The organism is Rhizobium sp. ERR 942, from assembly GCF_007828395.1.
Classification (GTDB): Bacteria; Pseudomonadota; Alphaproteobacteria; order Rhizobiales; family Rhizobiaceae; genus Rhizobium; species Rhizobium dioscoreae.
The window spans coordinates 1-17,917 of record NZ_VIUA01000013.1; the positions used below are offsets into that span (position 1 = coordinate 1).

The 17,917-nt window shown below is 59.7% G+C and carries 22 protein-coding genes and 2 tRNA genes; 9 read left to right on the forward strand and 15 right to left on the reverse strand.

All coding sequences use genetic code 11. From position 1 onward, the window contains the following. Positions 1 to 13: 13 nt before the first annotated feature. Both FBZ97_RS32270 and FBZ97_RS35100 read left to right on the forward strand, forming a co-directional pair. A tRNA-Met gene (locus tag FBZ97_RS32270) sits at positions 14 to 90 on the forward strand. A 58-nt stretch (positions 91 to 148) separates the two neighbouring features. Further along, a complete protein-coding gene (locus tag FBZ97_RS35100) occupies positions 149 to 274 on the forward strand; it encodes a hypothetical protein (RefSeq protein WP_267904028.1) in 126 nt (41 codons plus the stop codon). A gap of 48 nt (positions 275 to 322) precedes the next feature. On the opposite strand, the gene FBZ97_RS34925 is transcribed toward FBZ97_RS35100, so the two are convergent. Beyond that, positions 323 to 646, reverse strand: coding sequence for a hypothetical protein (locus FBZ97_RS34925; RefSeq protein WP_233790163.1), 324 nt, complete (start codon positions 644 to 646; stop codon positions 323 to 325). 149 nt (positions 647 to 795) lie between these two features. Here FBZ97_RS34925 and FBZ97_RS34640 point away from each other — a divergent pair, with 149 nt between their 5' ends. The 3 genes from FBZ97_RS34640 (at position 796) to FBZ97_RS32285 (ending at position 2,151) form a co-directional block, all read left to right on the forward strand. Next, positions 796 to 1,554 (forward strand): site-specific integrase, encoded by a 759-nt coding sequence (locus FBZ97_RS34640; RefSeq protein WP_197044237.1) that lies wholly within the window; start codon positions 796 to 798, stop codon positions 1,552 to 1,554. A 64-nt stretch (positions 1,555 to 1,618) separates the two neighbouring features. Continuing rightward, positions 1,619 to 1,864 carry a CopG family ribbon-helix-helix protein gene (locus FBZ97_RS32280; protein WP_113354178.1) on the forward strand — a complete coding sequence of 82 codons (246 nt, stop codon included), beginning with the start codon at positions 1,619 to 1,621 and terminating at the stop codon, positions 1,862 to 1,864. Next, positions 1,861 to 2,151, forward strand: coding sequence for a type II toxin-antitoxin system RelE/ParE family toxin (locus tag FBZ97_RS32285; protein WP_113354177.1), 291 nt, complete (start codon positions 1,861 to 1,863; stop codon positions 2,149 to 2,151). The genes FBZ97_RS32280 and FBZ97_RS32285 overlap by 4 nt, the downstream gene beginning before the upstream one ends. Before the next feature lie 56 nt (positions 2,152 to 2,207). Here the strand turns inward: FBZ97_RS32285 and FBZ97_RS32290 are convergent, their stop codons facing one another. The 3 genes from FBZ97_RS32290 to FBZ97_RS32300 all read right to left on the reverse strand — a co-directional run bounded on the left by FBZ97_RS32290 (position 2,208) and on the right by FBZ97_RS32300 (position 3,473). Next, the gene (locus tag FBZ97_RS32290) at positions 2,208 to 2,399 is read right to left on the reverse strand and encodes a hypothetical protein (RefSeq protein WP_113354176.1); all 192 of its coding nucleotides are present in this window, start codon (positions 2,397 to 2,399) and stop codon (positions 2,208 to 2,210) included. Positions 2,400 to 2,445: 46 nt separating this feature from the next. Next, a complete protein-coding gene (locus FBZ97_RS32295) occupies positions 2,446 to 2,889 on the reverse strand; it encodes a hypothetical protein (RefSeq protein ID WP_145324240.1) in 444 nt (147 codons plus the stop codon). Between the two features lie 290 nt (positions 2,890 to 3,179). Continuing rightward, on the reverse strand, positions 3,180 to 3,473 hold the full coding sequence (locus FBZ97_RS32300) for a hypothetical protein (RefSeq protein WP_113354174.1): 294 nt from the start codon (positions 3,471 to 3,473) through the stop codon (positions 3,180 to 3,182). Positions 3,474 to 3,767: 294 nt separating this feature from the next. Between FBZ97_RS32300 and FBZ97_RS32305 the strand changes: the two genes are divergently transcribed. Next, positions 3,768 to 3,851 (forward strand) — tRNA-Leu (locus tag FBZ97_RS32305). 89 nt (positions 3,852 to 3,940) lie between these two features. Here the strand turns inward: FBZ97_RS32305 and FBZ97_RS34570 are convergent. After that, positions 3,941 to 4,387: a hypothetical protein gene (locus FBZ97_RS34570; protein WP_145324237.1), complete on the reverse strand. Its 447-nt coding sequence runs from the start codon at positions 4,385 to 4,387 to the stop codon at positions 3,941 to 3,943. Between the two features lie 587 nt (positions 4,388 to 4,974). Between FBZ97_RS34570 and FBZ97_RS32315 the strand changes: the two genes are divergently transcribed. Beyond that, a complete protein-coding gene (locus FBZ97_RS32315; RefSeq protein ID WP_145324235.1) occupies positions 4,975 to 5,361 on the forward strand; it encodes a hypothetical protein in 387 nt (128 codons plus the stop codon). A gap of 56 nt (positions 5,362 to 5,417) precedes the next feature. On the opposite strand, the gene FBZ97_RS32320 is transcribed toward FBZ97_RS32315, so the two are convergent. The 8 genes from FBZ97_RS32320 to FBZ97_RS32355 form a co-directional block, all read right to left on the reverse strand. After that, complete coding sequence (locus FBZ97_RS32320) at positions 5,418 to 5,690, reverse strand: hypothetical protein (protein ID WP_113354171.1); 273 nt, start codon at positions 5,688 to 5,690, stop codon at positions 5,418 to 5,420. 264 nt (positions 5,691 to 5,954) lie between these two features. Then, positions 5,955 to 6,584, reverse strand: coding sequence for an outer membrane beta-barrel protein (locus tag FBZ97_RS32325; RefSeq protein ID WP_113354169.1), 630 nt, complete (start codon positions 6,582 to 6,584; stop codon positions 5,955 to 5,957). 422 nt (positions 6,585 to 7,006) lie between these two features. Beyond that, on the reverse strand, positions 7,007 to 8,071 hold the full coding sequence (locus tag FBZ97_RS32330; RefSeq protein WP_113354168.1) for an ABC transporter ATP-binding protein: 1,065 nt from the start codon (positions 8,069 to 8,071) through the stop codon (positions 7,007 to 7,009). Continuing rightward, complete coding sequence (locus tag FBZ97_RS32335) at positions 8,068 to 8,997, reverse strand: PfkB family carbohydrate kinase (protein ID WP_113354167.1); 930 nt, start codon at positions 8,995 to 8,997, stop codon at positions 8,068 to 8,070. Before FBZ97_RS32335 ends, FBZ97_RS32330 begins: the two co-directional genes overlap by 4 nt. Continuing rightward, the gene (locus tag FBZ97_RS32340; protein WP_113354166.1) at positions 8,998 to 10,020 is read right to left on the reverse strand and encodes an SIS domain-containing protein; all 1,023 of its coding nucleotides are present in this window, start codon (positions 10,018 to 10,020) and stop codon (positions 8,998 to 9,000) included. Beyond that, positions 10,017 to 10,862: a carbohydrate ABC transporter permease gene (locus FBZ97_RS32345; protein ID WP_113332426.1), complete on the reverse strand. Its 846-nt coding sequence runs from the start codon at positions 10,860 to 10,862 to the stop codon at positions 10,017 to 10,019. The genes FBZ97_RS32340 and FBZ97_RS32345 overlap by 4 nt, the downstream gene beginning before the upstream one ends. Further along, entirely contained in the window at positions 10,862 to 11,746 is an 885-nt protein-coding gene (locus FBZ97_RS32350; protein ID WP_069615347.1) for a sugar ABC transporter permease, read from the reverse strand. The genes FBZ97_RS32345 and FBZ97_RS32350 overlap by 1 nt, the downstream gene beginning before the upstream one ends. Before the next feature lie 73 nt (positions 11,747 to 11,819). Next, positions 11,820 to 13,058: an extracellular solute-binding protein gene (locus FBZ97_RS32355; RefSeq protein WP_113354165.1), complete on the reverse strand. Its 1,239-nt coding sequence runs from the start codon at positions 13,056 to 13,058 to the stop codon at positions 11,820 to 11,822. 212 nt (positions 13,059 to 13,270) lie between these two features. On the opposite strand from FBZ97_RS32355, the gene FBZ97_RS32360 reads away from it, so the two are divergent. Then, positions 13,271 to 14,473, forward strand: a complete 1,203-nt coding sequence (locus FBZ97_RS32360; RefSeq protein ID WP_113354164.1) for an ROK family transcriptional regulator — start codon at positions 13,271 to 13,273, stop codon at positions 14,471 to 14,473. A 3-nt stretch (positions 14,474 to 14,476) separates the two neighbouring features. On the opposite strand, the gene FBZ97_RS32365 is transcribed toward FBZ97_RS32360, so the two are convergent. Further along, the gene (locus FBZ97_RS32365) at positions 14,477 to 14,812 is read right to left on the reverse strand and encodes a DUF6665 family protein (RefSeq protein WP_113332422.1); all 336 of its coding nucleotides are present in this window, start codon (positions 14,810 to 14,812) and stop codon (positions 14,477 to 14,479) included. Positions 14,813 to 15,066: 254 nt separating this feature from the next. On the opposite strand from FBZ97_RS32365, the gene FBZ97_RS32370 reads away from it, so the two are divergent. After that, positions 15,067 to 15,600, forward strand: a complete 534-nt coding sequence (locus FBZ97_RS32370; protein ID WP_113332434.1) for a methylated-DNA--[protein]-cysteine S-methyltransferase — start codon at positions 15,067 to 15,069, stop codon at positions 15,598 to 15,600. A 294-nt stretch (positions 15,601 to 15,894) separates the two neighbouring features. Here FBZ97_RS32370 and FBZ97_RS32375 read toward each other — a convergent pair whose 3' ends face one another. Continuing rightward, complete coding sequence (locus FBZ97_RS32375) at positions 15,895 to 17,898, reverse strand: aldo/keto reductase (RefSeq protein ID WP_113332421.1); 2,004 nt, start codon at positions 17,896 to 17,898, stop codon at positions 15,895 to 15,897. Between the last annotated feature and the right edge of the window lie 19 nt (positions 17,899 to 17,917).

The window sequence follows — 17,917 nt, forward strand, 5'->3', positions numbered from 1 at the left end:
CTTACGCTGGTGACGCGGGGTGGAGCAGCCCGGTAGCTCGTCAGGCTCATAACCTGAAGGCCGCAGGTTCAAATCCTGCCCCCGCAACCAATATTTACAAAGACTATCAATACTTTGTCGGCCTCCCATGTGATCGACGGGGGCCCTTATGGCGAGCCACGAAATCCTCGGAGGAAAGGTCAACGTCTACCGGCGCGGGGGGCTGACGTGGCATTGCTCGGCCTCCGTAAAGGGCCGCCAGTATCGCACCAGCACCAAGGAAACGGGGCTTTAGCAGGCGAAGGCATTTGCCGAAGACTGGTATCTCGGCCTGCGCGGCAAGTCAGCGGCGGGCATCCTGAAATCGGAGACCACCTTCGCCGAGGCTGCCAAGAAGTTTGAGCAGGAATATGGTGTGATCACCGAAGGCCAGCGAAGCCCCAAATGGATCGAGGGCCACGGTATCCGCCTGCGGCTGCACCTCGTCCCGTTCTTCGGCAAGATGGGGCTTTCCGAGATCAATGCCGGGACCGTTCAAGACTACCGCGTGCACCGGATCTCGGGATCGGTGACTGGCAAGCCTCCGGCTCGCAGCACGCTTCACGACGAAGTCGGCACGTTGCGCCAGGTCCTGAAAACGGCGATCCGCCACAAGTGGCTCACCCATCTTCCTGATCTGTCGCCGCCTTACAAGACACAGGGCAAAATTACGCACCGGCCTTGGTTCAGCCCGGTCGAATACAAGCAGCTTTACGAGGCTACGCGCCAGAATGCCAGGAGCCGAAGAACCCGCACTTCCGTTGGGAAGCCGAGCAGTTGCATGAGTTCGTCCTGTTCATGGGTAACACGGACTTGCGCCCGGATGAGGCCAAGCAGCTCCAGCATCGCGACGTGACCATTGTCGAAGATCCCGATAGCCGTGAACGCATTCTTGAAATCGAGGTGCGCGGCAAGCGCGGGATCGGTTGGTGCAAATCTATGCCGGGTGCGGTGAAGCCCTATGAGCGCTTGCGCGACCGGCTAAAGCCGGTTCGCGGGAAGGATAAAGAGGGCGGCGAGATCGTCGTTAAGGCTCCGCAACCGACCGATCTGCTGTTCCCCGGCAATTATCTCAAGATGTTCAATAATCTTCTTGAAGCGCAGAACCTTAAGTTGGACCGGGACGGCAAGCCGCGAACAGCTTACAGCCTACGTCATACCTATATCTGCCTGCGTCTCATGGAAGGTGCTGATGTTTATGCGATTGCCAAAAATTGCCGCACCAGCGTCGAAATGATTGAAAAATTCTACGCGGCCCACATCAAGACCTCGCTTGATACCGCGTTCATCAATTCCCGAAGCCCAAGCGTGGCAGTCGCGGACGGAAGGTGCCTAGGACGGCGGGACCGCCGTCCTACCACGAATGCCGGGTCCGCAAGGTTTGGTAAAGACACCCGAACGGGTGTCGTCACAAATCGCTTGCCGATTTGTCAGCCCGCTTGGCGGGCCTTAAAGAGAGAAAAGTCCCTATCCGGTCACCGGGTCAGAAATCCCATGATCGGAATCTATTATCAATTGAAAGCCTTCTCACATTAGCAGAACCTTGACGAACCGCATTGGTTCACCAATAATTATAGTGAACCAAGGAAAGTTAGGTGCCATGACAGCGTTCACCGTTCGCGTCTCAGATGAGACCGCCAGCAAGCTTGACCAGATCGCGGAAAAGCTCGACCGCTCCCGCTCGTATATGGCCGCTCAGGCGATTGAGGACTATGTCGCTCGCGAGGAGTGGCAGCTCGCAGAGATTGAGGCCGGGTTGGCCGAAGCCAACCGGGGCGAATTTGCCAGTGATGATGATGTGGCGAAGGTTGTCGGCAAGTACGTCAAGTCAGCCCGTCAATCATGAGTCGGAAACGCATCCGCTGGACGCTGCGAGCGTTGCGGCGGCTTGATCAGATTGGCGAGTATATCCAGAAAGACGATCCGGGCGCTGCTGCGCGTGTTGTCGCGCGCATTGTGTCGGCTGTTGATATGCTGGCGGAGTTTCCGGCGACGGGGCGTGCCGGTCGTATCAAGGGCACGCGTGAAGTGGTGCTAGCGGATATTCCCTATATCATTCCCTACCGGGTCGGCCAGGACATCGAGATTCTGACCGTCATGCACGCTCATCAACGGTGGCCTCTGGAGCTGTAGCCGCCTTTCGGATTGCGGAAACTTCTGTTTGAAATGAAGCGCGCCCGCTCAAACGCTCACAACCGTGCCAGCTTCAGATTATGTTCGAGCGCAAGCCGTAGCGCTGCTTCTCCTGCTGGTGTCGATTGAGTCTCGTTCCCGTTTGAGATATGGCCATATTCGCCCATGAGGTCCAGTACGAGGATGCTTGTGTAAAGGCGGAAAAGCGCATCGTCGGCCTGTCCGGCATGTCGAAGCCAGGCAGACACGTACTTTGATCCCACCACAGAGTAAACGGCTCGCTACCGAAGCGATTCAGGACACCCTTGATGACCGGAATTCCAAGATTGGTCGCTCGTCCCAAACCTGTACTTCGATAAAGCGCCCAGTTGGGCCCGGCATCCCGTGTTCCTTCACGATGGTTTTATCCTCTTCAAAAGTGAATACGCGCCCATGGCATGGACGTCGGTCGGCGGTAAGATCTTCCCGGATTACATAAGGAAGGCTTGCCATACTATCCGGATAGGTGAAGGTGAGCACCTCAGCCGGAAAAGCGACAAGTGGCATGACAAGCGCGTTTGGCCGTGTGAGATCGAGGCCGTCGTCGAAATTGCCAAGGAAGCAGTAGACCGGCCGTTCGCGTCGAGTATTACCTAAGAGACGGCGGCGTTCCCGGATAAGCCATTCTTCGGTTTCGCAGCGCCGTGCAAGATATGTCGGCTTGATCTTTCGCACGCCGGCTTGCCGAATGCGGTCCAAAACCGCCTCCGCCTCATCCGGCGCCAAGTCGCAAATGTTCGAAAGGGACTACCCGGATCATAGGTGTGGGTAATTACACTTGGAAATAGAGCCTCTTTCATCACTACACTTTACCCAATCGTTGGAAAAAGTCGAAATCAGAAAGACAGGTGCAAGAATCCTCCTGCACCCCTGCCTGACCGGCGATGTCTGGGGGAAGCAACGGCAAGGGGCCACGCGGCAAGCGCGCAAACGCAGTGCGCAGCCTCGGGAACCGCCCCTTGCCTTTGGGGGGGGAGCGAAGCGCCAAATCAGTCAATAATGTCGATGATCTCATAGCTCTTCACGAAGGCGCCGACACCATCGTTCAGCAGTGCAAAGATGCTGTCCCGTGAGATGGGCAGCGTTTCGATCTTCTCCAGTTGCATCGGCCACCAGTCATCCGCGTAATCGCTCATAACGTCGCGGCGCAGCTCGTGAAGCGCCTCGCGCGCTTCCTCTTCATCGTGAAAGAAGATATCCGGAATGCCAGTGTGCTTCCATCGATCTTCGTCACTATTGGCACGCGAATAGGTGTAGAAGGTGAATGACTTGTCTTGAGACATGCGTCGTCTCCTCGTGTTTTCCGAGGCCTTACGTGGCCATCGCGGCGGATATCATCGGCATTCCGGCCCTCTCGCTACTCGCAAAGTATGAGTTCGCGGTCAATTGTAGGATTCTACAATGTTCCTCGATGAAAACGGATCGTGCCGAGGTTCGCTTCCGTTCTTACACGACGCCATAAGGGCTCTGGTTTGGATTGTCTTTGTGCCCAAATACTGACGCTGCCAGTCACTCCGCATGCAATGCGATATCAAAGATTGGTCACGCGGAGCTTTCCTGTGGTAGCTTGATCCTGTGCCGGTATGGCGAAATTGGTAGACGCGGTGGACTTAAAATCCGCTGCGTTATGAGTGTGGGTTCGAGTCCCGCTACCGGCACCAGCTAGAGACCGGGAACGCCATATTTCCAGATGCTGTAAGCTTCACGGCTATCCCGCTGGACTTGTTTTTCCGTTTTTGCCTCGCATTCCCTACAAAGGTTGCGATTGGCGATCCGGGCGTGATGCAATTCCCTGTCGTGGTCTTGTCGGTTGTCGGCCTGTTCCGCCTTGCGCATGTGCCGCTTGATAGCATCGACGTGCCCTTGCAAGCTCATATTCGCTCTCCGGTCGCGTCAATTGATGGCCAACGGTATCTTTTGAAACCCTTGAAGTTGCCGGATTGGTCATACTCCACCTGAAAATGCCCTCGCATTTTGTCGGGGCTGATGGATGTGGAGCAAAGTCATGTTTTGGACTAGCTATCCCGGCCGCTTCCTTGAGCAAGCCTGTAATGGCGGTGATGTTCTCGTTCGTCTTGCTGTCAACGTCGGTGCTAAGGCTGGTTAGGTTCCAGCCATCGGTGAGGGTAGGGGTGGCTTTGATCGCGCCCATGCCCGCTGAGATCGTGATCGCGTATTCCTCGGTCTTGTCGGGCAAATAGAATGCCTTCACGTCGCAGATTACGGTCTTGTCGGTCTTGGTTTCAACAAGGGCCAGATACGGTGCGGGCCGTCAGTAGCGGATACCAGATTGGTCGCGCGACGTAACGCGCTTGACCTGTAATCCGCCACAAGAAGTTACCAGTAAGGGAATATGCATCAGGAATATCAATGCACGCATAACGAATCCCTTGAAATGGTGGGAAGGTGAATAACGCGGCGGCACTAAGTATTTAAAGCTATGAAATGCTGTAGGAATGTAACATTCCGCATCCAGCGATTGAATTCAAGTCGAGAAAAAGAATCTATTCTCAGATTTTACACGCCGCGTTCCAAGAGCAGCAGAAGAACAGACGGTGAAGAGAATGACTGATATTAAAGCGGCTGTTCGGCACCTATTTCCATCCTGATCGACCGTCGAAAAGCTTTCTCGGCCAACTGGCGCAGCCTTTCCGCAAGGAAGGCATCCGCCAAATCCTTGGGCGCACGACAAAAAAGCGGCTGATGCGGCAAAGCGCAATGCTGCCGTAACCCATGAGCCGTACCCCTGTCCGCGATCTCCCTTTAGCTGCAAAGGACGTTCCTATGATTGCCATTCGCATGAAGCGGCTCCCTCACGGGATTGCTGCGCTTGCAGTCCTGCTGATCCTGTCGGCCTGTGCCTCGCAGATCATGAAGAGCTATGTCGGCGCGCCGATCAGCAGCGTGATGCTGGATTACGGTCCGCCGGATAATGTCTATGATCTGGGGCCGGGTGCGCGTGCCTATCAGTGGCGCAAGGAGAAGACGCAGGTGGTGCCAGGCCAATCCAGCGGCGAAATCCGGGATACGCGCCGCGGCAAGCGTTATGAAGTCACCGAAACGCCGGGCTATGTCGAGCATACGGAATGTTTCTACACCTTCTATACCCGAGGCCCCGGTTCCGATTGGTATGTGACGAGTTTTCGCCAACCTTCGCTCGAATGCGAATAAACCCCTCTGGCTGCCTTGTGGAAGTCGGATGATTCCGCTGCTCGCAAGGGGTCAACTCAATCCCGGCCTGGTTTGTCAATTTTGCCCCATCGCCAACGCCATGGGGCATCGCTTTTCCACCAGGCAACGGAAATCAGCAATGCAGTCGGGAAGATGACTGCCGCGGCATAGCCGATTGGATGACTATCCGCATGAGGTCCACCGACGAAGATAATGGCCATCAGCACCAGCGCATAGATAACAAGCGCGATCCAACCCTGCCAACGGCAAGGCAGGCCGGCTCCGTAGCCGTATGCTTTGACATGGAACCAGGGGGCTCGGTTTCTCATACTGCCGATCCTTCGGCGGAGCGGTCATCGTTCCGCTGTGCTTCTTCACCAGCATTGTTGGTCAACTTTCGAGCAACGGCAAGGCCGCCGATCATGCGAGACGCAGTGACTATGGCTGGTTCGATTGCGTGCGAACGAAGCGGCTGATTTTCATGAATAAGAGCGGCGAAGGGACCGATTCGGGGTTTGATCAACCATCCTCCGCCGCTCTCCGTCGGGCACGTCCTGGCTTGAAAAGGCGTGCCGACCTCTGCAAATCGGCGATCAGAAGCGATAGTTCAGGCCGGCCTTGATGACATGGTCACGCAGATCGGTCTTCGACTTACCGCTCGATGTCGTCGTGGAGACGTCGTTGGTCATGACGTAGTTGTATTCGATCTTGGCCGACAGCCCGCCGCCGAAGCCCTGTTCGATGCCACCGCCGACGAGATAGCCCTGCTTCCAGCCGCCGGAGGTGGAAACGCCCCTGCCGCCTTCGAACTTCGTCATCGTCAGACCCGCCGTGCCATAGACGAGCGTGCGATCGAAGGTTAGGCCGGCCTTCGCCTTGGCAGCACCCCGGAAGCGCTCTTCCACCCTGCCGTTTGGTACGCGTATCTCGTTGTTTCCGAGGTATGAGCCCTCCAGCTCGGCGCCGACGATGCCTGGTCCTACCTGGAAATTGTAGCCGGCTTGCACGCCACCGGTCAGGCCCTTGCCGCTGGCGAAAGGGTTGAATTTCGGCGAGGCGATACCGCCATGGGCGCCGAAATAGGCGCCGCTCCACTGGAAAGCCGGCGGCCGGTCATAGCCGGCATCCGGGGCCTGATAGGTAGTGAGATCGGCTGCGGAAGCGTTGGACGCGGCCGTCATGGCCAGAGCCGCGAACAGAATAGATTTTGCGCTGAGCGACATTGCTAACTCCATACGAAACCCGTGCACCATCCCTGGGCGCTCGCAAGGTCTCTGTTTGCGTTGGAGAACCGGACATCGGTTCCTGTTGTTCTCCGGTGCTGTCCGTCTTGGGAGCGGATCAACGTCAGGAGATGCTGGTCATTTTGCCGGTGAGAATTGCGGGTACATTGCAGGATTCAAAAATATTGAAAAATTATTGAATATTTTTATAGGGTTGAGCAGGGTTTCTTAATTATTCCTTAAGATGGAATGCTGTCCGGCCCTGAGGGCTACCGTCGCGAAATGTCGGGCGAAATGGGGCAGATCGGCATGATATGCGCCATGCCGCCTCCTTCCATGCTGCTGATGATAGGAATCCCCATCGCACCATCTCCGAGATCGCGGGCGCCATCCTCGGCGACCATTATCTGTATTCGAAAGGTCTACTCGCAACGCTGGCCGGTGGCGCGATCGAAGAGATGCAGCGCGCTGGCATCGAAGGCGAGCTTGAGCGTCTGCCCTTCGGCAATCGCGGTGCGCGGCGGCAGGCAGGCCATCAGCCGCTGCGAACCGGTTTGCGCCGTCACGATGAGCTCGGGGCCTGTGAGTTCCGCGACCTCGCAGATGGCCTCAAGCTTGCCGCTTTCCTCGAGGCGCAGCGTTTCCGGCCGGATACCGATCACCAGCTGCTGTCCTTGGCTGATCCCAGCTTTCGTCGCCGGCATCGGCAGCGTGATCGATGTTCCGTCGATGCGCAGCAAACCGTGATCGGCAGTCGCGTTCAAAAGGTTCATCGGCGGCGCGCCGACGAAGGTCGCGACATAGAGTGTTGCCGGATGATTGTAGATTTCGTCCGGCGTGCCGAGCTGTTCGATCCGTCCGTCCCGCATCACGGCGATGCGGGTTGCGAGTGTCATCGCTTCGATCTGGTCGTGCGTCACGTAGACGACGGTGGTCTTCAGCATCTGGTGCAGGCGCTTCAGCTCGGTGCGCATCTCCATGCGCAGCTTGGCGTCGAGGTTGGAGAGCGGCTCGTCGAAGAGGAAGACTTCCGGCTTGCGCACCAGGGCACGGCCGATCGCCACACGCTGGCGCTGGCCGCCGGAAAGCTGGCTTGGCTTGCGCTCCAGCAGCGCCTCGATCTGCAAGAGCTTCGCCGCCTCGCGCACTGCCTTGTCGCGTTCCGCCGCAGGCACCTTGCGCATCTCCAGCCCGAAGCCGATGTTGCGATGGACCGAGAGGTTCGGATAGAGCGCATAGGACTGGAACACCATGGCGATGTCGCGGTCCTTCGGATGCACACCGAGCACGGAACGTTCGCCAATGCGGATATCGCCGCTGGTCGCCTCGGCGAGCCCGGCGATGATGTTCAGCAGCGTGGACTTGCCGCAGCCAGACGAGCCGAGCAGCACCAGGAATTCGCCGCTTTCAAGCGAAATATCGATGCCTTTCAGCGTCTCCACTTCGCCGTAGCTCTTGCGGATGTTCTGGATTTCGAGCGCGCTCATTGAACGGCCTCCTCGGATGCTTGAGCCGGGCCGTAGCTGCGCGGCAATGTGGAAATGGCGCGGGACGCGACCGCGGTCCCGGCCGAAAGGCAGGCCGCAAGCGGCTCGCCGCGGGCAAGGGCGGCCAGGAAGCCGGCATTGAAGACATCGCCGGCGCCGATCGTGTCGACGACGGTGACCTTTGGTGCTGCGGCCGAAGCCAGCACGCCGTCGGCATCGACGGCGATCGCGCCGTCCGGACCGCGCTTGACGACGAAGATCGCGCCTTCTGGCATCAGTGCATGGAGCGCGCGCGCAGCCTCCGCGGGATCATCTATGCCGGCTAAGGTCGTCGTTTCAACTTCGTTCATCAGCGCGATTCCGCAGCGGGAGAGCCAACGCCGCGTGGCATTGCAATTCTCCTTGGTCCAGCCGTCGAGCGGCCAACCGGTATCGAGCGCGACTGTGATTCCATGCTTGTCGGCCCAGTTGAACAGCGCGTCATAGTCGCGTGTAAGATCTTCGGTCAGAAAGGCGCCGCAGAGCAGTGCATAGCCGCCGGCAAGCTTCTCGCCATTGAGAACCGTAAACACGTCATCGAGATTGAACCTTGGCAGGTGGCCGCGCGTGGTGAAGAAGGTGCGCTCGCCATCGGGATGGGTAATGCCGACCGAGAGCGTCGTGCTCTCCGGTCGTACGGGCCACTTGCTGCTGCGCGCGCCGAAGGCTTCGCTGAGCCAGCGGCCGAACTGATCGTTGCCGACATTAGCCGCGATCTCGTAATCAACGCCGAGACCCTCCCAGGCAAGGGCGCTATTGCCAGCCTGGCCGCCGACGCGCAGCTCGTCGTGATCGACAATGATCTCGGTGCCGGCTTTCGGCCACGGCGCTGCCGGCCCGAGGATCAGGTCGATATTGACGTTGCCGATGACTGCAAGCGGCTTCATTCATTCGCTCCGGGTGATCTTGGTGGAGCGCACCGGCGTGCCGGCATTCTCCACCCGCTCGTCGGCAAAGGCGATCATCAGCGACTGGGCGACAGGCAGCATCTGGAAGATCGCCGCAAGACCGGTTTCCGGCTTGAAGCGCAGGGTGACGCAACCGGGAACCGGTTCTTCCCCGGAGCCATCGAAGACGATCACGGGCGCACCGGTTGCCACCGCGGAAACAGCCATGGCCGTTACGAGACCAGCCGTCGCATCATTGCCACGGAAGAGAACGACGCCGATCGAAGGCCCGAGCATTTCCATCGGGCCATGGCGCAGCTGGCCGCCTTCGAGCGAGAAGCACGGGCGGCGCGAAAGTTCGGTAAGTCCGAGCGCCAGAGCCTCGGCAATACCCTGTAGACGCCGACCGGAGGTTACAACCGTCGCCACATTGGCGAGAGCCGCAAGCGCCGGCTTGATATCGAGCGTTTCGGGCGCGCGAAGCACGGAAAACGCAGGCGCCGGATCCTGACCGAGGGCGGCGAATACAGCCAGATGCAGCGCGAAGGTGACCGTGAGGCTGCGTGTAGCGGCAAAGGCAAGCTCCGTGCCACCGGCGCCGACAAGAGAAGGCGCGGTCTTGGCGAGGAAGGAGCTACTTTCCAGTGTCAGGCCGAAAGTCTCGGCGGTGCCGCCCGTCTCGTTGAACCAGCGCAGCACTTCGGCGCTTTCGCCGGATTGCGATGTCATGAAGATCGTACGGCCCTCCAGCGATAGCGGCTGGCCGAGCTGTTCAGAAAGCGGCAGGGCGATCGCATCGATGCCGGCGGCGCGATAGAGCGGCTCGACGGCGCGATTGACCGCGTGGGAACCGCCCATGCCGAGCAGCAGCAGCCTGCCGGTGCGTTTCAGCGAGGCGGCGGCCTTGGCGGCCATGTCGGCGGCAGCCTCGAAGGAGGCAAGCGCATCGGCATGCTGGCGGGCCATTTCTCGGTCGATGGCGGCAAGGCCTTCGGGGCGGGTTTTCTCTTGGGTCATGGTCATCCCTTGACGCCGCCATTGGTGAGGCCCGAGATCAGGGCGCGTTGCATGACAAGGCCGATCAGCACCGGGGGCAGGGCGGCGAGCACGCCGGCAGTCGCGATCAGTCCGTAATCCGAGACACGACCGCCGGCGAGATCCGCGATGGCGACGGTGAGGGTCTTGGCGCGCTGGTCTGACGTGAAGAGCAGCGCATAGAAGAATTCATCCCAGGCAAGCAGGAAGGCAAAAAGCGCCGAAGTCGCCATCACGGGCATGGCAAGCGGCAACGTGATGATTCGCAGCGTCTGGAACAGCCCAGCGCCGTCGATCATTGCCGCAGCCTCGATCTCCTTCGGAATGGAATCGAAGCCGGATTTCATCAGCCAGGTCGTGAATGGCGCGAGGATCGTCAGATAGACGAGCGCCAAGCCGAAAACGTTGTTGAGCATGCCGAGATGGGCAAGCCCCATATAGAGCGGCACGGCAAGCGCCACCGGCGGCAGCATATAGGTGGCGATGACCATAGAAAGCGACCATCCGACAGATGGCGTGCGCGATACGGCCCAGCCGGCAGGAATGGCGAGCGCAATGGCTGCGATGGTCGCCATGCCGGCCACCTCGATGCTGTTGCGCAGCGATGAGGTGAAGGCGGCGCCCTCACTGTTTTCCAGCGTCGACAGCAGCAGCTTATAGCGCGAGAAGTCCGCCGTCTGCGGCCACCAGCGCAGCGGCTTGGCGGCGAGATCGGCAGCCGGCGAAATGCTCATGATGAAGAGCCAGGCGATTGGCGCCAGGATCACGACGGCGAGCAGGATGGCGCAGACATAGATGAAGCAGGTGAAGAGCGGGCTCTGGCGTTCCATCAGGCGGCACTCCCTGCGGTTTTGCGGACAAGGGCGGCATAGGCGGCGGCAAGCAGCGTGACCAGCAGCGTGACGATGAGGGCAAGCGATGCGCCCGACCCCGCTCGCTGGAAGGAAAAGGCTTCCTGATAGACGAGGATCGATAGAGTGCGCGTGCTGTTTGCCGGCCCACCGCGTGTCATCACCCAGATGATATCGAAGACCTTGAAAGCCTCAATGGTGCGCAGCACCAGCGCCACCATCAGCGGTCCCACAAGATAGGGAAGGATGACGAAGCGGAAGCGCTTGAAGGGGCCGGCGCCATCGACCAGCGACGCGGCGGTGATATCGCGCGGTACCGCCTGCAGGGCGGCAAGTGCAATGAGCGCCACCAGTGGGAAATTCTTCCAGCAGTCGGCGACGATGAGTGCTGTCAGCGCCGTGCCCGGTTCGCCGAGCCAGGAGCGGTAGGCGTCGATGAGGCCAAGCTGGGTGAGGGCTGCGTTGAGCGCGCCATATTCGGGATTGTAGATCAGCCGCCACAACGTCGCGTTCACGACGGTCGGCAACGCCCAGGGCAGGATCATTAGTGCACGCAGCACGCCGCGACCCCTAAAATTCTGATTCAACAGCAGGGCAGCCAGCACGCCGAGCACCATTTCGGCGGCAACGGAGACGATCGCGAACCACGCCGTGGTAATCAGGGTGCGCTGAAAATTGGAGTTCGCCAACATCTTCGCGTAATTGTCGATACCGACGAAATTGCCGCCGGTTCCCACAAGCTTCGCATCGGTGAAAGAAAGGCCGACCGTGTCGACGAGGGGCCAGCCGATGACGGCGATCATCACCACAAGCAGTGGCAGCATCAAAAGCCAGGCGCGAGTTGTCATGGAGGTGCCGGACATGGCAGGCCCCTTCTTTCATTCTTCATGGAGGAAATTAGAGGCGGGCGGCGATTGGCGCCGCCCGATGAGATTATCAGAGACCGCTATTGTCGGCAGCAGACTTCAGTGCGTCTTCCGGAGAAGACTGGCCGAGCAGCGATTCCTGGATCGCCTGCTGAAGTGCGGTTGACAGTTCCTGATATTTCGGCGTCGTCGGACGCGGATACATGGCAGCGAGGCCGACCTTTGCGGCCGCGATCAGTTCTTCCTGACCCTTGGTGACGGCCGGATCACTGTAGGACGATGCCCAGATCGGCAGGCTAAGCTTCGCATACTGGTTCTGCGTTGCCTGCGAGGTCATGAAGGAGATGTATTTCCAGGCCTCGTCCGGATGCTTGCTGGCAGTAGTGATGCCGAGACCCATCGAGCCGTTCACCGCCGAAGCCTCGCTCTTGCCGGCAACGCCCGGTGCCGGCACGACGCCGACCTTGCCTGCGACCTTGCTGTCCTTCGGGTCGTTCGCCATGTTGTACATGTAGGTCCAGTTCAGCGCGAAGGCGGCGTCGCCGTTTTCGAAGACCTTGCGAACGTCTTCTTCAAGGAATTCCTTGGAGTTCGGGTTGGTCAGGCCGGACTTGTAGCTGGTGACCATGTATTTCAGTGCGTCGAGGCCGCCACCGGTCTGGAAGTCCGGCTTGCCATCCTTGATGAAATCGCCCTTATAGGCGCTGACGAGCGTGGCGTAGTCGCAGATTGCGGCTTCGGCCTGTGACCAGCTCCAGGCAATCGGCGTTGCCAACAAGCCCTTGTCCTTGATGATCTTGGCCTGCTCGTTCAGTTCGTCCCAGGTCTTCGGTGGCGTCTTGATGCCGGCCTTTTCCAGGATTTCCTTGTTATAGAACAGGTACTTGGTATCGAGGATCCACGGCATGCCGTAGTACTTGCCGTCATACTGCACCGTCGTCCATGCACCCGGCAGCACGTTCTTCTTCGTCTCGTCCGAAATGCGCGATGAAACGTCGACCAGAACCTTGTTGGTCGCGTATTCGGCCGGCCAGATCACGTCGAAGAGCACGACGTCGTAGCCGCCGCCAGATCCCTGCGCCAGCACCGTCTTGTCGTGCAGGCCTTCATAAGGGACGAATTCGAGGTTGACCTTGATGTCCGGATTGGCCTTGGAGAAGGCATCCGTCATCGCGCGCACATCGGCTTCGCTATAGGCAGCCTGCGCCATGAAGAGGGCATTGATCGTCGTTTCGGCAAGGGCGTGCGAGGCGAAGGATACGCCGATCAGCGCTGCGCCCAGCAATGTCTTGTTCAATGATTTCAACATTCCATCCTCCAGTTTTTGACAGTCACGCGATTTTTCCAAAGGCGGCTGACGTCGCCATCGGTTGTCGAGCAGGCAATTGGCCGGGCTGGCTGCCGAACATTGATCGGAGCGTCGCTTAAGTTCCCTGGTGAAACTCTGTGGTTTCTTTTAAGTCAATTGTCTTGACTAATTTGTTCTTCAATATTCTATTGCTGTCAAGAGGGCAAAAGCGGATGCACGATATTCGCCCGATCAGGGCTACCAGCGGAACGAACCACGAGGGGACCAGCGCCCATAACCGGCGGGTGATCATCGACGCCTTGCGGCTCAATGGTGCGCTCTCCCGCGCAGATCTCGCGCGCGCCACCCGCCTGACGAAACAGACCGTCTCCAACATCATGGAGGAGCTGGAAAACGACGGTCTCGTCACATCAAGGGAAACGGTGCGCCGCGGCCGCGGTCAGCCCTCGACGCCCTACGGTCTTGTACCGGAAGGCGCCTGCGCCATCGGCCTGCAGATCGACCGTCACATCACCCGCGCCATCGCCGTCGATCTCGTCGGCAATGTGCTGATACGCAAGGAAGCGAACCTGCCGGGAGGTGGACCGGCGACAGGTACGCCCATCGTCTTGCAGCTCGTGGAGGACGTGCGCAGCGAATTGAAGCAGCGAGCGGCTCAGGCGGAGAAGCGCCTCGTCGGCCTCGGTGTCGCGATGCCAGGCCCGTTTGGTATCGAGCAGGAGGATGCCGACAATCCCTGGATGATGGGCGCCTGGCAGCGCTTTCCGCTGCTGGAAACGTTGTCGGTCGGAACCGGCCTTAACGTTACCCTGCAGAATGACGCCGCGGCCTGCGCGACCGCCGAGCGCATGGTCGGCGCTGCACATGGCCTCGACCATGCCGTCTGCCTCTATGTAGGCTATGGTATCGGTGCCGGGCTCATCCTCGGTGGTGAGCTCTATAGCGGTGCGCATGGCAATGCCGGCGAAATCGGCATGGCGCTGCTGACATCAGGCGGGAAACAGACCCAGCTGGAGCATCGCGCATCATTGGCTTCACTCTACGATCACCTCGGCCTCGATCCGATGGCGCCGGATATCTATTCGCTGATAGACAAACGGGCCGCTGCCGACGATCCAGATATTCTCGCCTGGATCGAAAGGGCGGCGATCGACCTGCGCTGGAGCGTGCAGCTCATCGAAACCATCTTCGATCCGCAGACGGTGATTTTGTGCGGTGGCGCGCCCCCGGCGCTCGCAACTAGGCTGATGGCCGCGATGCAGCCGCTCCTGCCCTCCAATGCCGATCGTCCCGATCGATTGCTGCCGCGCCTCCAGCTCGGCATGACCGATCCTTGGGCCGTGGCGCGCGGTGCGGCGGCAGAGCCGATCGGCCATGCCTTCGATCCGCGCTTCCAGGCGATCCTGAAATCCTAATATTTAGAGATGTCTCGGGCTGGCGCCGAGGCGCGCAAGCACCTTGTTGGGAATGCCATAGCGCTGGATGACGTCACGGCCGTTGCGCAGGCCGCAGATCTCGCGATGGATGAACATGGCCCAGACGGCTTGCGCCGCGATATCCACCAGCCGCTCGTGTTCGACGCCCTCCTTGCCCTTGGCCTCGCCCTCCTGCAAGGCTGCAAGCGCCGCTTCCACCTTCATGCCGTGATGCCCGAGCGTACTGGCGCGTTCCGACATCATCTCATATTCGAGAATGCCGAGGCCGGTCTCGTTTGTCTGCGATGGATTGAAATTGCGCGGCGGGCGAACTGTCATATCGGGTTCCGCAAGCTGGCGATCTGTCTCTTCGCCGATTCTACACAATTCCAGCCCATTCCCCAAGCATGCGCATGGAGGTTGCGTCATCTTGCGGCTGAGCACATGAATCCGGAAATGCCGGGATTTTCCTGCCCGCCGTCCGTTTTCGGGTGGTTGGCGACGGTCATTTGAGGTCCTATGGGGGCATAAGCGCTCCATCAGAGGCAATCTCGCCCGATGCCATGAGCGCAATTCAAAGAAAGGATATCGGCATGACCAAAGCCTCGAAAAATGCGGAAAAGCAGTATGTCTATCGGATCATGGACTCGCCCGTCGGCGCGTTGAAGCTCGTCGGCAGCGATGATGGACTTGCCGCGATCCTTTGGGACAATGATCGCCCAGGCCGTGTGCCCTTGCTCATCGTGACTGAGGATGACAGCCATCCGGTGCTCGTGGAAACCGAGCGGCAGCTCCGTGAATATTTCGCCGGCGAACGACAGGTTTTCGATCTGCCACTCGATTTTGCCGGAACTGAGTTTCAGCAGAAGGTATGGCAGGCGCTGCTCGCCATCCCCTTCGGCGAGACGCGCAGCTATCGCCAGATCGCGACCGAGATCGGCTCGGCCAAGGCGATCCGCGCCGTCGGTGCCGCCAATGGCCGCAACCCGATCTCGATCATCGCGCCCTGCCACCGCGTGGTGGGATCGGCTGGTGATTTGCGCGGGTTCGCCGGCGGTCTCGAACGCAAGGCCTATCTGCTGCGGCTCGAAGGGGCTGATGAGAAGACATTCGATTTTGCCGCTTGATCTCGCGGCGATTGTATGGCGCATTACCTGCCGTAAATCCCTTCTCCCTCGGGGAGAAGATGGCCCGAAGGGTCGGATCAGGGGGCTAATCGCCTCGACTCATTAGCCTTTATGCTCCGGGCGAATCCCCCTCATCCGCCTACCGGCACCTTTCCCCTCGGGGAGAAGGAGGTGCGCGGCAGTGGGCTCTTCCCATATGAAAACAGCCCATCCGGCATTTCGGATGGGCTGCTTTCATTTCGTATATCCAAGCTCAGCGGCCGACCGTGAACGTCATCAGCCGGCCGCCCCGTTTCAGCCCTCGAGCCACTTCACCTGCTCTGGCGTCAGCTTGATGTCGAGCGCCGAGAGGCTGTCTTCCAGCTCGGCGATCGTGCGCGGTCCGATCAGCGGTATCACAGGGAAGGGCTGTGCGACGACATAGGCAAGCGCGATATGGATCGGGTTGCGGCCGAGCTTCTGCGCCAGTTCGATCGCCCGATCGCGGCGGCCGAAATTGCGGTCGGAATACCAGACGCGGACCAATTCCTCGTCGTCGCGCTTGTCGCGGCCGGCGCGGTCGGTAAAGAAGCCGCGGCCCTGGCTCGACCAGGCGAAGTTCGGGATCTGCTTGGCATTGAGCCAGGCCTTCCACTCATCGTCCGAGGCGGCGATGCAGCCGGCCCAGATCGGGTCGAGCATTTCCGCCAGCGAGAAGTTGTTGGAAAGGGCAGCCGGTGCCGTCTTGCCGTTCTTCTCGGCATAGGCGATCGCCTCGTCGAAGCGGGCGCGCGTCCAGTTCGAGCCGCCGAAGATGCCGCGAATACGGCCGGCTTTCACCTCGGCATCCATGGCATCGACGAACTCGCCGACCGGAACGTCGGTATTGTCGCGGTGCATGAAGTAGATATCGACATAGTCGGTCTTTAGGCGGTTGAGGGACTGGTCGAGCTGCTTGGCGATCACATCCGGATAGCAGAGTGGTGAATGCGCACCCTTGCCGATCAGCACGATCTCCTCGCGCGGCACGCTGCGGCTGGTGTGCCAGTCGCCGAAGATGCTCTCCGTCTTGCCGCCACCATAGACATAGGCAGTGTCGAAGGCATTGCCGCCGGCTTCATAGAAGGCGTCGAGCGTCAGCGAGGCGGCTGCGAAATTTGGGAAGAATTCGAAGCCGAGCGTAACAAGCGATGCCGGCTTGGATATGCCGGGAATGCTGCGCTTCGGAATGCTGTTGCCCTTGGTGACGGTCCCGCCGGCGATGTTCTTCGTGCGCTTCGCTGCCTTCTCGATACTATATTCAAGGCCGATCGATGCGCGCCATTGGTCGAGCACCTTGAGGTTTCCGATCGAATCGGCCCAGCTGATGCCGGGATAGGCGAATTCTTTGTTTCCGGCGCCGATGGCATCGCCGGCCGCATCGACTTCGAAGGAATAGAGCCAGCGATCTTCCTTGACTTCGATCGTCTGGGTCTCGCCGCCCTTGATGACTTCGATCTTGCCGACACCGCCCTTGTGACCGGAGGCAAACCAGAAGTCCTTGACCTCGATACGGCCTTCGGAGCCGATGATGCGCAGCGTGTTGTCCTGATTGGCCATGATGGAGCAGGACACTTCGGCAATGATGTCGTTCGGGAACTTCAGGACGGCGGAGGCCCATTCGTCAACGCCGGTCTGACCGAGATGGCCGACGCCCGATACCTTTTCCGGATCGAGGAACGGCTTGCCGTCGACCGCGCCGGCAATCAGGCGGGCCATAGAGACCGGATAGCCGCCGACATCGAGAATGCCGCCGCCGGCAGTCTCATTGGCAAACAGCCGGTGTTCCGGATTGACCTTACCCATGTTGAAACCGAAGGAGGTGCGGATGATGCGCAACTCGCCAATCACGCCGCTCTTGACGAGCTCGATCAGTTTCGCCGTCTGCGGATGGACGCGATACATGAAGGCTTCGCCGGCGAAGACACCGGCCTTCTTGGCCTCGTAATAGATAGCTTCGGCATCGAAGGCAGAAAGCGCGATCGGCTTTTCGACGAGCACATGCTTGCCGGCACGGATCGCCTTGATCGCCCATTCGGCGTGGCCGGTATGCGGCGTGGCGATGTAGACGGCGTCGATTTCCTTGTCGGCGAGCAGGGCTTCATAACCATTGACGATGCGCGCGCCCGGGAAACCGTCGCCGAGACCCGGCTTGTCCGGGTTGCGGCTGGCGATGGCCACCAGCTTGCCGCTGCGGGAATGGGCGATACCATCGGCAAAAGTCTGTGCGATCCTGCCGGGGCCGATGATGCCCCAGCGGATTGGTGTCTCAGTAGTCATGGAACGATCCTTTCTAAAT